At 69.4% G+C, this 11976-nt stretch carries 12 protein-coding genes; 6 read left to right on the top strand and 6 right to left on the bottom strand.

What is annotated here, in order from left to right:
* The 6 genes from GOALK_RS05250 to GOALK_RS05225 all read right to left on the bottom strand — a co-directional run.
* Positions 1-1193 (bottom strand): NAD(P)H-hydrate epimerase (locus GOALK_RS05250; protein WP_006357762.1); only part of this gene is annotated, 1193 nt, incomplete at its 3' end.
* A gap of 10 nt (positions 1194-1203) precedes the next feature.
* Positions 1204-3066, bottom strand: a complete 1863-nt coding sequence (gene glmS, locus GOALK_RS05245) for a glutamine--fructose-6-phosphate transaminase (isomerizing) (protein ID WP_006357761.1) — start codon at positions 3064-3066, stop codon at positions 1204-1206.
* 97 nt (positions 3067-3163) lie between these two features.
* Positions 3164-4153, bottom strand: a complete 990-nt coding sequence (locus tag GOALK_RS05240) for a dienelactone hydrolase family protein (protein WP_006357760.1) — start codon at positions 4151-4153, stop codon at positions 3164-3166.
* Positions 4154-4163: 10 nt separating this feature from the next.
* Positions 4164-4424 (bottom strand): hypothetical protein, encoded by a 261-nt coding sequence (locus GOALK_RS05235; RefSeq protein ID WP_006357759.1) that lies wholly within the window; start codon positions 4422-4424, stop codon positions 4164-4166.
* The gene (locus GOALK_RS05230) at positions 4421-5407 is read right to left on the bottom strand and encodes a hypothetical protein (protein WP_006357758.1); all 987 of its coding nucleotides are present in this window, start codon (positions 5405-5407) and stop codon (positions 4421-4423) included. The genes GOALK_RS05235 and GOALK_RS05230 overlap by 4 nt, the downstream gene beginning before the upstream one ends.
* A complete protein-coding gene (locus GOALK_RS05225) occupies positions 5404-5766 on the bottom strand; it encodes a hypothetical protein (protein WP_006357757.1) in 363 nt (120 codons plus the stop codon). Before GOALK_RS05225 ends, GOALK_RS05230 begins: the two co-directional genes overlap by 4 nt.
* A gap of 260 nt (positions 5767-6026) precedes the next feature.
* On the opposite strand from GOALK_RS05225, the gene GOALK_RS05220 reads away from it, so the two are divergent.
* The 6 genes from GOALK_RS05220 to GOALK_RS05195 all read left to right on the top strand — a co-directional run bounded on the left by GOALK_RS05220 (position 6027) and on the right by GOALK_RS05195 (position 11971).
* Positions 6027-7061, top strand: coding sequence for an LLM class flavin-dependent oxidoreductase (locus tag GOALK_RS05220; protein WP_006357756.1), 1035 nt, complete (start codon positions 6027-6029; stop codon positions 7059-7061).
* Positions 7058-8704 (top strand): long-chain fatty acid--CoA ligase, encoded by a 1647-nt coding sequence (locus GOALK_RS05215; protein WP_006357755.1) that lies wholly within the window; start codon positions 7058-7060, stop codon positions 8702-8704. The genes GOALK_RS05220 and GOALK_RS05215 overlap by 4 nt, the downstream gene beginning before the upstream one ends.
* 10 nt (positions 8705-8714) lie before the next feature.
* Entirely contained in the window at positions 8715-9890 is a 1176-nt protein-coding gene (locus GOALK_RS05210) for an LLM class flavin-dependent oxidoreductase (protein ID WP_006357754.1), read from the top strand.
* The gene (locus GOALK_RS05205) at positions 9871-10671 is read left to right on the top strand and encodes an alpha/beta fold hydrolase (protein ID WP_006357753.1); all 801 of its coding nucleotides are present in this window, start codon (positions 9871-9873) and stop codon (positions 10669-10671) included. Before GOALK_RS05210 ends, GOALK_RS05205 begins: the two co-directional genes overlap by 20 nt.
* Positions 10668-11399 (top strand): SDR family NAD(P)-dependent oxidoreductase, encoded by a 732-nt coding sequence (locus GOALK_RS05200; RefSeq protein WP_006357752.1) that lies wholly within the window; start codon positions 10668-10670, stop codon positions 11397-11399. The genes GOALK_RS05205 and GOALK_RS05200 overlap by 4 nt, the downstream gene beginning before the upstream one ends.
* A 149-nt stretch (positions 11400-11548) precedes the next feature.
* Positions 11549-11971, top strand: coding sequence for a nuclear transport factor 2 family protein (locus GOALK_RS05195; RefSeq protein ID WP_005195822.1), 423 nt, complete (start codon positions 11549-11551; stop codon positions 11969-11971).
* Positions 11972-11976 lie beyond the last annotated feature (5 nt).

The following is an 11976-nucleotide window of genomic DNA, read 5'->3' as shown; positions in this document are numbered from 1 at the left end:
ACCCTTCCCGACGGATCGGCGACCAGCGTGATCCGGCCCTTCAACAACACCGTGACACCCCACCGGGCGGCGAGGTCGGCGACCGCGGACACCCGATCGGCTCCCACCTCGGACCCGGTCAACCGCGCGAACTCACCCGCATGCGGGGTCAGGAGCGTCGGTGCCGCGCGACCGGCGACGAGTCCGGGTTCGTTCGAGACGATGGTGAGCGCATCGGCATCGACGAGGACCGGTAGATCGGAGTCGAGAACGGTACGCAGCAGCGCCGTCGCGGCGGCGTCGGTACCCATGCCCGGGCCCACCACCCACGCCTGGACCCGGCCGGCGTCGGCGAGGTCCGGCGCGGCGACCACCTCGGGGAAGTGCGACACCACCTCGGCGTGCGCCGAACCGACGTACCGGGTCATACCCGAGGTCGCGGTGACCGCGGCCCCGGAGGCCAGGATCGCCGCACCCGGGTAGCGGTGTGAGCCGGCGATGACCCCGACCACGCCCTGGGTGTACTTGTCGTCCGCGGGACCCGGTACGGGCCAGTCGATCTCGGCGTCGGAGTACGAGATGAGCTGTCGCACAGCTGGTTCGACGGGATCGCCGATGCCGATGTCGATGACGACCACCCGGCCGCACCGCGGTGCCGCGAGGAGGTGTGCGCGACGAGGGAAGCCGAAGGTGACGGTGACATCGGCACGGACCGACGGGGTGTGCACCTCGCCGGTGTCGGCGTCGACGCCGGACGGCAGATCGACTGCGACGACAATTGTCTCGGGATCGAGGCCGGCGAAGACCGCCGCGGCGGCGGGCCGCAACGGTCCCCGGCCACCGATGCCGACGACCCCGTCGATGACGGCGTCGAGCCCGGCGGGCAACGCGTCGTCGACACGACCGCCGGCCGCCCGGAACGCCCGCAGCCCGGCCGGGTGCGCCTTGTCGGCGGCGAGCAGCACAGCGTGAGCAGCCACTCCGCGACGGGCGAGTTCGGCGGCGGCGAAGAGGGCGTCACCACCGTTGTCGCCGGCGCCGACGACGACACCCACGGACCGGCCGTAACAACCGCCGGTCCGGTTCAGCTCGCCGACGACGGCCTGCGCGACCCCATGCGCGGCACGGCGCATCAGCGTCCCGTTGGCCAGCAGGTCTCCCGACGCCCGCTCGGCGTCGCGGACCTCGTCGGCGGTCAGGTACCGGGTCGGCATGGGTGCCGGTCTATTCGACGGTCACCGATTTGGCCAGGTTGCGCGGTTTGTCGACGTCGTAACCGCGGGCCTGGGCGACGCTCGCGGCGAACACCTGCAGCGGCACCGTGGAGACCAGCGGCTGCAGGAGCGTCGGCGTCTTCGGGATCGGGATGAATTCGTCGGCGACCGCGCGGGCGGCCGCGTCGTCGGCTTCGGCGATGACGATCGTGCGCGCACCGCGGGCCTGGATCTCGCGGATGTTGCTGACCATCTTCGAATGCAGCACCGCGCGACCCTCCGGGGACGGCATCACGGTGATGACCGGCAGGCCGTCCTCGATGAGAGCGATGGGGCCGTGCTTGAGTTCACCGGCGGCAAAGCCCTCGGCATGCATGTACGCGAGCTCCTTGAGCTTCAATGCACCTTCGAGTGCCACCGGGTAGCCGACGTGGCGACCGATGAACAGCACCGTGTTGTGGTGGGACAGCGACTGGGCGAGCTCGCGGACGGGCTCCATGGTCCCGAGAACCTCGGCGACCGAATCGGCCATGGCCTCGATGGCGGCGAACTCGCGGGCCACCTCGTCGGCGTACTTGGTGCCGCGCGCCTGTGCGAGAGCCAGACCGACCAGGTACGCCGCGACGATCTGCGCGAGGAAGCACTTGGTCGACGCGACGCCGATCTCCGGACCGGCGTGGGTGTAGAGCACCGCGTCGGATTCGCGCGGGATCTGCGCACCGTTGGTGTTGCAGATGGCCAGCACGCGGGCCTTCTGGTCCTTGGCGTGCCGGACGGCCTCGAGGGTGTCGGCGGTCTCGCCCGACTGGGAGATCGCCACGACCAGCGTCGACCGGTCGAGGACCGGGTCGCGGTAGCGGAACTCGCTGGCCAGCTCGATCTCGACCGGCAGCCGCGTCCAGTGCTCGATCGCGTACTTCGCCAGCAGACCGGCGTGGTACGCCGTGCCGCAGGCGACGACGAAGACCTTGTCGACGTCGCGCAGGTCGTCGTCGGTCAGCCGCTGCTCGTCGAGCACGATGCGCCCGTTCTGCAGGTGACCGAGCAGGGTGTCGGCGATCGCGCGCGGCTGCTCGGCGATCTCCTTCAGCATGAAGAAGTCGTAGCCGCCCTTCTCGGCCGCGGCGAGATCCCAGTCGATGTGGAACGGCTTGCCCGCGCGCTCGTTCCGGTCGAAGTCGGTGATCGTGTAGGTGTCGGCGGTGATGACGACGACCTCGTCCTGGCCCAGCTCGACGGCTTCGCGGGTGTGCTCGATGAACGCGGTCACGTCGGACCCGACGAACATCTCCCCCTGACCGACGCCCACCACGAGCGGGGTCGACCGGCGGGCGGCGACGATGGTGTCCGGATGGTCGGCGTGGGTGAACACGAGGGTGAACGCACCTTCGAGCCGCCGCAGCCCCGCGTAGGCACTCGCGACGAAGTCACCGGCGGTGGGACCGAAGGTGTAGTACTTCGAGACCAGGTGGACGGCGGTCTCGGTGTCGGTCTCCGACCCGAACTCGACGCCGTCCTGCTCCAGCTCGGCCCGCAGCTCAGCGTAGTTCTCGATGATGCCGTTGTGGACGACCGCGATCTTGCCGTCATCGCTGGCATGCGGATGCGCGTTGCGGTCGGTCGGCTTGCCGTGCGTGGCCCACCGCGTGTGGCCCATGCCCGTGGTCCCCGACAGCGACTCGCGGCCGACGGTCGCGATCTGCTTCTCCAGGTTCTCCATCCGGAGGGCCTTTTTCTGGATCGCGGTGTTACCGGCGCCGTCGAGGATGGCGACGCCGGCCGAGTCGTACCCGCGGTACTCCATCCGTCGCAAAGCCTCGACGACGATGTCCAGGGCATCGCGCCGCCCCACGTATCCGACGATTCCACACATAGCTAGTCAGCGTACCTGCGTGCTGACGGAACGACGCGCCCGCGCGGGGGAACGACGCGCCCGCGCGCTGACGAACGACGTGCCACCGTGCGGGGCGTCACTCCAGGGTCTTGGGGACCACGACATTCGGTGCCGCGGCGGGTACCGGAGACGCTGCTCGACGACGCTTGCGTTCCTTGGCGCCGAGCAGTTTGGCGATGCGGTCCTGCACCTCCGGCGGGTCGTCGAGGTCGACGGCCGGCACTTTGCCGAGAACGGTGTCGGGGTCGGAGAACGCCTGGTACTCGGCGTCCTGCGTGAGCGTGTGCAGCAGGAAACCGGTGGTCAGAGCACGCACGGCGGTGTGCGTCTTCTTGTCCGCGCCGTTGCTCCCCCACAGCGCACCGATCGTCCGGTGCTCGACGAGGCCGCGCGACGTCGCGCCGGGCGGCGTGCGCAGCACCACACGACGCTCGTCGTCCGAGGTGTGGTCGGCGCCGTACGCCTGGGCGAGCGGGAGTGCGTTGCCGTCGATCGTGTCGAGTTCGCCGATCGCGGAGACGATGAGACCGGGTGCGCTGACGCTACGTGCGGCGGGCAGGAGTCCGGCGGTGGTCGGCGCCGGGAACAGCGCGGCCACTCCTCGGACCTCCGGCTGCGGCTGACCGTGCAGGATGCCCTCCGACGCGGCGATGATCGCCGCCGACGCCCCGAACCCGTGACCGGCGAAACCCACCTTGGCCGGGTCGACGGTGATCTCACCGAAGCCCAGCCGGACCCGCGTCACGATCGACAGCGCCGAGCGCAGCTGAGCGGCCATCGCATCGTCGGAGACCAGTACGCCCCGCTGACCGGCCGGGATCGCCACCACGATGCCCCACGAGGCCAGGTGGTGGCACAGGTCGCGGTAGCGGCTCGGCGAGGACAGCCAGCCGTGGCCGAAGGCGATGGCGGGCAGTCGTTCCCCGCTCGCGGGGGTGAACACCTCACCGCGTGTACCGACGATCCCGAGATCGCCGCGCAGGACTCGGTGCGGCCCCCGACGGCCGAGCGCGGCCATCAGCTTCGCGGGCGGCTGCGATGGTTTCGAACGCTTCTTGCCTGGCACAGCAGACAGCCTATGCGTTCGGTGGCGGCAGATGCGGACTGGCGTCGGCCATGTCGGCGGGCAGCATGATGCCGGGCAGCGCATCGGCGGCGTCGGCCTCGTGCTCGAGTTGGGCACGCAGCCGGTCGGTCTCCGATTGCGCGGCGGTGCGCCGGTGTTCGGTCATCGCGAGGTCGAGATCTCGCTGAGCAGCGGAGAAACGGTGCGAGGCGTCGGCGACCTCGGCGGTGGCCGAGCGCGCGAGCGCCTCGATCTGGTCGGCGAGGCTCACTGGTCACCTGCCAGGGCCAGGTCACCCGCGGACCGCTCGGGCGTCGCGGCGGTGTCGGGATCGGTCGATGGGGTGCTGCCGCCGCGGGTGTCGGCGACGACGTGGGTCGGGGTCGGCGTTCCCCCGCCGGGACCGGCCGCCGGCCTCCCCTCGACGGCACCGGCTGCTTCCACTCCGGGGACGCTCTGCGCGACTTCGGTTTCCACGGCCGGCGAACCGCTCAGCTGGAACGGGATGTCTTGCTGCTCCTGTTCCTCCTGCTGCTCCCCGGATTCCGGCGCCGCCCGCACCGTCTCGGTCGGCACGGCAGGCGGCTCGGCCGGAACCGGTAGCGGACGGGCCGACTCGACCGGATAGGGGTCGTCGTCGATCCCGTCGAGGGACCGGTTGAGGATGTCGAGGATCCCGGCGATCCCGCGCAGCGTTGCGTCGACCGAGGTGGTGAACAGCTCGACACGCGACCGGATGTCCTCGACCGCGACGTCGAGCGGGACAAGCCCGGTCAACACGGCCTGAGGTAGCTCGGCCGGCGGTGTTCCCGCGGCGCTCGGCGCCGACAGCCGGGCGATCGCGAGGTAGAAGGTGCGGAGCAACCGGTCGATCCCCGATGCGGCCGCGGAGGTGGCGTCGGTGACGGTGTGCAGAAGGTAGAGGTCGGATTCCGCGCGCCGCTGATGGTCGACGACCGCGCCGATCGCGAGTGACGCGGACCTGCCGTGCCAGCCGTCGAGCCGAACCCGCTGTTCGGGCAGGTGATGCAGCTGTTCGGCGACGGCTCGGTGGGCTGAGACCAGAACCCGGCTGTCCGCCGACAGCGCGGTGATGTCGAAGTCGTCCACCGCTCGGAGGCCGGCACGGACCGAGGCGTCGTCGGGGACGGGTACGCCCATCAGCCGCCCGGCCGCGAGCAGCCCGGTCAGCGCCGCGGCGCCGTCCTGCGCGTCCGTCCGCAACGCGGTCAGGGAATCCTGGCCCCTCCTCATTGCGCGGCCACCCCGGAACCCGGTGTCGGACGCGCGATCTCGCTCGCGGCCCGCGCGTCACCGTCGGCCATGGCGATCGCGGAGTCGCGCAGGTTCTGCGCGAGCACGGCCGCGGCCTGCGACTGCGTCCGGAGGCGGGCGGACAGCGTGGCGCTCATCTCGGCGTAGGTCGCGGCGGACGGCCCCAGCGACGACGCCGCGCCGGGGCCGGCATCGGTGCGCGCCCACCGGCCGAAGTCGTGCGCGGCGAGGTCGTCGGCGACGGCGTTGAGGACCAACGACGAACGCCGGTAGTAGACCGAGACCGCGGACACCTGCTCGACGTCCATCGCGATCCGGTTCGGCTCGACGCCGCCCATCTGCTCACCCCCGTTCATCCCCTGCCCCCGATCCTCCCGGTCGCGGACGATGCCTGATCGTACCCATCCGGAGTGCCGTCGTCCCGGCCCGGCGACCTGCCAACTTGGACGCGCACGAGCCGATCTCGGTTCCATCCTTCCGGTAACCGGGATCGGCGTCCTTGGGATTTCCGACAACGACCCGGTCGGCGACACCTTCCCGTCGTCACATTCTTCACCGAGAGTGACACCGACCACACCGTCGGTGAAAGGACCATGCAATGAGTACGTCGGACGTCAACTTCGGACTCTGGTACGACTTCCGCAATCCGCCCGGGAACTCGCGCGGTTTCGGCGACTTCTACCGCGCAACACTCGACCAGATCACCTGGGCGGAGTCGATCGGGATCGACTCGGTCTGGCTGACCGAGCACCACTTCATGGAGGACGGTTACACGCCGTCGCCGTTCCTGCTCGCCTCCGCGATCGGCGATCGGACGACGACGATGAAGATCGGCACCAACCTCGTCGTGTCGCCGTTGCACAACCCCATCCGCCTCGCCGAGGACTCGGCCACGCTGTCCCTGCTGACCGGGGGACGATTCTCGCTCGGTGTCGGGCAGGGATACTGGGAACCGGAGTTCGAGGCTTTCGGACGGCGCCTGATCAACCGGCCGAGCCTGCTCGAGGAAGGCGTGGAGATCGTGCGTCGCTGCTGGTCCGGATCGGCCGAACCGTTCGACGGCAAACGCCTGCGCAAGCCCGCCCTGCCCGTCACTCCCACCCCGGAGACGACGCCCGACCTCCTGGTCGGTGCAATGGCCGACCCGGCCATCGAACGGGCCGCCCGCATCGGCGACGGCTTCCTCAGCACCCAGAACGCGCACCACGCTTCGTACCTGGACGCGCTCGAACGACTCGGCCGGTCCCGTGACGAGGGCCGGATCTTCGCCGGGCAGTGGACGATCATCGCCGACGATCCCGAACGGGAATGGTCGCGTATCGGCACCCACGCGCTCTACCAGATCAACAAGTACATCGAGATGGGCGCGTTCGGTCCCATCCCGCAGTTCACCGACCCCGGCCAGCTCGTCGACGCCGGCTCGTTCACCCTCTGGGAGCCGGCCACCGCCGTCGACGAGCTCACCGCGTTGCTGACCGCCACCCCGCAGATCGAGGACGTGCACTTCTGGGCGCAGCTGCCCGGTGAGTCCATCGACAGCGGCAGCGCTCGCATCGAGCTCCTCGCCGGCAAGGTCGTTCCGGAGGTCCGGGCCCGTCTGGCCGCGCGATCGTCCGTGGAGGTCCCTGCATGAACCACGGTCCGTCGGCCCACCCGCTGCTGATCACCGACTTCCTGTACCGGGCACGAGACATGTTCGCCGACAAGGAGATCGTCGATCACGTCGACGGCGCCGAGGTCCTCCGGTACACGTACCGGGACTATGCCGACCGGGTCCTGCGGCTCGCGTCGGCCCTCGTCGCGAGCGGCATCCGGCCGGGCGACCGGGTCGGCACGCTGGCCTGGAACCATCGGCGGCACCTGGAGCTGTACCTCGCGGTGCCGCTCGCCGGAGCGGTGCTGCACACGATCAACATCCGGCTCTCCCCCGACGAGATCGCCTACATCGTCGACCACGCCGACGATGCGATGATCTTCGCCGATCCCTCGCTGGATCACCTGCTGTCCACCGCCCGCGAACGCCGTCCGGGCATGCCGGTGATCCCGATCGACACCGACGACCAGGGCGCGCCGACGGGAACGACTCTCGACTCGATGGTCGCCTCGGCGGAAGCGATCGCGGCACCGGTCGCCCGCGCGGACGACGATCTGGCCGTCCTCTGCTACACGTCGGGTACGACGGGAGCGCCGAAGGGCGTTGGATATTCCCACAAGTCCCTGTACCTGCACACCATGGCGGCCTGCCTGGCCGACGGGCACGCGATCTCCGAACGCGACCGCGCCCTGCTGGTGGTCCCGATGTTCCACGCCAACGCGTGGGGAGTCCCGTTCGCGGCCTTGATGTCCGGGGCGTCGCAGATCCTGCCCGGACCACATCCCACACCCGCGCAGATCGCCGGCATCATCGCCGCCGAGCGGGTGACCTACACCGGGATGGTGCCGACGGTGGCGGTGGACCTGCTCGCCCACGCCCAGACCGCGGGTACCGACCTGAGCAGTCTCCGCGCGCTGGTCCTGGGCGGTTCGACGCCGACCCTCGGCCTGATCCGCGACCTCGAGGCACTCGGCATCCCGGTGTTCCAGGGCTGGGGCATGACCGAGATCTCGCCGATGGCGACGTTCTCCCGTCCCCCGGCATCCACCGACGACGACCCGGAACGCCGCTGGGCGTACATCCGGAAACAGGGGCGGCTCCTGCCGGGTCTGCAGTGGAAACTCGTCGACGAGGACGGCCGGGTCATGCCCCACGACGGGATCAGTCGCGGCGAGATCCTGATCCGTGGCCCGTGGGTCGCCACCGGCTACTACCGTGCCGATCATCCGGACAAGTTCGACGACGGCTGGTTGCGCACAGGCGACATCGGCGTCGTCGACGAACACGGTTACCTGACGATCGTCGACCGCACCAAGGACCTCATCAAGTCCGGTGGCGAGTGGATCAGCTCTGTCGCGCTGGAGGAGGCGCTGATCGAACACCCCGCCGTCCATCAGGCAGCGGTGGTCTCCGTTCCGCATCCGCGCTGGCAGGAGCGTCCTGTCGCGTACGTCGTCGGCGACGAGGGCCTCGACGTGGAGGCGGTGAAGGCCGAGCTCGCCGACCGCGTCCCGCGCTGGTGGGTGCCCGAATTGATCGTCGCCGTCGATGCCCTCCCGCGGACCAGCGTCGGAAAACTCGACAAACGGCGACTCCGCGAACAGGCGGCCGGTACACCCGACTTGTGGGAACCCACAACCGCCGCGGATTCTCCCGTTCCCGTGACGCACGCCGATTCCTAACGTCGACAGTGTGAAGTTCAGCCTGTTCTACGTGTTGGAGAGTCCGGACCGGGACTTTCGGCGGGCCTACGACGAGATGCTCTCGCAGGTCGAGATCGCCGAGCGTCTCGGCTTCGACGGGGTCTGGCTCGCCGAACACCACGGCAGCGCCTACGGTTCGATGCCGTCGCCGCAGGTCGCGGCGGCGGCCATCGCGGCCCGCACCTCCCGGATGCGCATCGGTATCGCGGTCAGCAATCTGACGCTCGCCTGGCCGGTCCGGATCGCCGAGGACTTCGCGATGGTCGACGTGATCTCCGGCGGCCGGCTCGACTTCGGTGTCGGACGCGGCTACCAGCCCCACGAGTTCCGTGCGATGGGTGTCGCCGACAAGCAGGACGTCAGCCGTGAGGTCTTCGACGAGGCGTTCCAGATCGTCACCGGACTGTGGACCAAAGCGGTCGGCGAGCCGTACACGTTCCACGGCAGGCACTTCCACATCGACAGCGTGGACTGCCGGCCGGCACCACTCCAGCAGCCGACGCCTCCGATCTATGTGGCGTCGATCAGCCCCGAGACGTTCGACCTGGTCGCCGACCACGGACACAACATGCTCGTGACGCCGACGCTGATGACCCTGCCCGAGCTGAACGGCTTCGTCGTCAACGCCAAGCGCACGCTGATGCACCGCGGCCGCGATCCCCTCTCCCTCGACTTCCCGATGAACTGGCAGATCCATCTCGCCGAGGACGACGAGCAGGCCGTCCGCCGGGCCCGGCCGAGTCTCGAGTGGTACTTCGACAACGTCATGTCCGCCGTGCCGCAGGGTGCCGCGACCCCGGCGGGCTACGAGCGCTACGCGGCCTTGGCGGAGGCCGCGGCCGAGGGCGCGATGTCGCTGACCGGCCTGCGCGAGGGCGGCATCTGTTACGTCGGCGACCCCGACGGACTCATCCGCGAGATCGAGATCCTGCGCGAGGAAACGGGTCTCGACCATCTCATCTGCTGGATGCGGTTCGGCGGGATGCCCCACGACGACGTCGTGCGGTCGATGGAGCTCCTCGCCGAGCACGTCATCCCGCGTTTCGCCGACGCCCCACCACTCGTCCCCCGTGCCCTTCGGCACGAGGAACCCACCCAGACCGACAAATATTTCGAAATCGAGTTCGACGATGAAGGAGAAGTCCATGAGCTATCTCGCGGTTGAGAACGATCGCCGGATCTACTTCGAGCACCACCGCGGGGACGCGCGTCCCATCGTGCTGATCCACGGCTGGGGCGCCAACACCCGCTGCTGGGACACCACCGCCCCCGCGCTCAAGGCCGCGGGTCACGAGGTCGTGCTCGTCGATCTGCGCGCATGTGGCCGCTCCGACAAGGACTTCGAAGACGTCTCGATCGCGGCCCTGGCCGAGGACATGGTCAAGGTGGTCGAGCATCTCGGCCTGACCTCTCCCGTCATCAACGGTTGGTCTCTCGGCGGAGCCGTCGCCACGGCCGCCGCGGCGTCCCTCGGCTCGCGTGCCGGCGGCCTGGTCCTGACCGGTGGTGCGTCGCCGCGCTACACCGCGACCGACGACTGGCCCTACGGCGGCTCCGCCGAAGACGTCGAGGGAGTCCTCGCCGGTGCCGCCGCCAACCGCGCCGACACCTTCCGCGGCGTGGCCGGCGCGGTGTGCGCGACTCCTCCGAGTTCCGATGTCCTGGATTGGATCTGGGGGATGTTCCTGGAGATGGGTCCGGCCGGGGACGACTCGCTGCGTGACCTCGCCCGTACCGACCTGCGCAAGGAGCTGGGCGGACTCGACATCCCGATCCTGCTCCTGCACGGCCGGGACGACGCCTTCGTCCCGTTCGCCGGGGCCGAGGCCGTCCTCGAACTCAACTCCCGTGCTCGTCTCGTCCCGTTCGACGCCTGCGGTCATGCCCCGTTCCTCGAGGACCGGGACCGCTACCTCGCCGAACTGACCGGTTTCCTGAAGCCATGAGCGCCCAACCCCGGGTCTGGATCGTCACCGGCGGGTCGCGCGGCATCGGCCGGGCCGTCGTCGAGACCCTCACGGCCCGAGGCGATTCCGTCGTTTCCCTGGCGCGCGGCGTGGCGACCACGCCGTTCACCAGGCCGACACAGGTCCTGGAGCTGAAGACCGACATCACCGACTCCTCGTCGGTGGCCCGCGCACTGGCCACCGTCAAGGAGGAGTACGGCGGCGCCCACGGCCTGATCAACGTCGCCGGCGTGCACCGCGGTGGACGGGTCGACGATCTGAGTCGCGAGGACTGGGATCTTGTGCTGACCACCAACCTCACCGGCGCCTTCGAGATGTGCAAGGCCACGGTCCCGATCCTCGAACCGGGTTCGTCGATCGTGAATGTCGGTGCGGTGGTCGGCTTTCGGGGATTCCCGGGCGACGTCGCCTACGGCTCGGCGAAGGCCGGTCTCAGCGGTCTGACGCAGGTCCTCGCCGCGGAACTCGCCCCGCGCGACATCCGGGTCAACCTGGTCATCCCCGGTTTTGTGGATACCGACATGACCTCCGGACTCAGCGACCGGGCTCGGGCACGCATCGTCTCGTCCATCCCCGCCGGGCGGACCGGCCGGCCGGAGGAGATCGCGCAGGTCATCGTCGATGTCGCACTGTCCACCTACATGTACGGCGCGATCGTGCCCGTCGACGGTGGACTGATGAACACCTTCAGCGGCGGCGGCCGGTGACGTGGGGCCGGGCCGCCTCGGCCCGGTTGTGACAACCCACAAGAGGCGCGAAACACGAGGGTGACTCACGCCACACCAACCCATAACGTCGTTGTTGCACACAGTTTCTCGCCTTCCTCGGAGGGTGACGGTCAGAAGGAGGCCAATCGGTGTCAACCAGTACAGCGAGCGTCAGCACGGAGCAGCAGAACAAGGCTCTGGTCGCGGAGTTCATGGAGGTGTTCTCCCGCGGCGACGTGGACGCCATCCTGTCCTTCCTGGCGCCGACGGCCACCTGGTGGGTGGGCGGAGAGATCGACGGTATCTCCGGAACCAAGAACAAAGAGGAATTCGGCGCAATGCTGGCCGGCCTCTCCGCCACCACCAAGACCGGCGCCATCGCGCTCACCCCGCTCGCCTTCACCGCCGAGGGAGAACGCGTGGCGGTCGAGACCGAGTCGTACTCGGAGATGAACAACGGCAAGGTCTACAACAACCTCTACCACTTCGTCTTCGTGGTCCGCGACGGAAAGATCCACGAGGTCAAGGAGTTCCTGGACACCGAGCACACCCGCGCGGTCTTCCTCGGCTGAGAACT

Source organism: Gordonia alkanivorans NBRC 16433 (assembly GCF_000225505.1).
Lineage (GTDB): Bacteria > Actinomycetota > Actinomycetes > Mycobacteriales > Mycobacteriaceae > Gordonia > Gordonia alkanivorans.
Note: the sequence above shows the minus strand (reverse complement) of the source record. Positions and strands in the feature narration are given on the sequence as shown.

Coding starts and splice junctions, on each gene's coding strand:
- glmS (WP_006357761.1), bottom strand. CDS start 3,066: ATGTGTGGAATCGTCGGATACGTGGGGCGGCGCGATGCCCTGGACATC.
- GOALK_RS05230 (WP_006357758.1), bottom strand. CDS start 5,407: ATGAGGAGGGGCCAGGATTCCCTGACCGCGTTGCGGACGGACGCGCAG.
- GOALK_RS05225 (WP_006357757.1), bottom strand. CDS start 5,766: ATGGGCGGCGTCGAGCCGAACCGGATCGCGATGGACGTCGAGCAGGTG.
- GOALK_RS05220 (WP_006357756.1), top strand. CDS start 6,027: ATGAGTACGTCGGACGTCAACTTCGGACTCTGGTACGACTTCCGCAAT.
- GOALK_RS05215 (WP_006357755.1), top strand. CDS start 7,058: ATGAACCACGGTCCGTCGGCCCACCCGCTGCTGATCACCGACTTCCTG.
- GOALK_RS05205 (WP_006357753.1), top strand. CDS start 9,871: ATGAGCTATCTCGCGGTTGAGAACGATCGCCGGATCTACTTCGAGCAC.
- GOALK_RS05200 (WP_006357752.1), top strand. CDS start 10,668: ATGAGCGCCCAACCCCGGGTCTGGATCGTCACCGGCGGGTCGCGCGGC.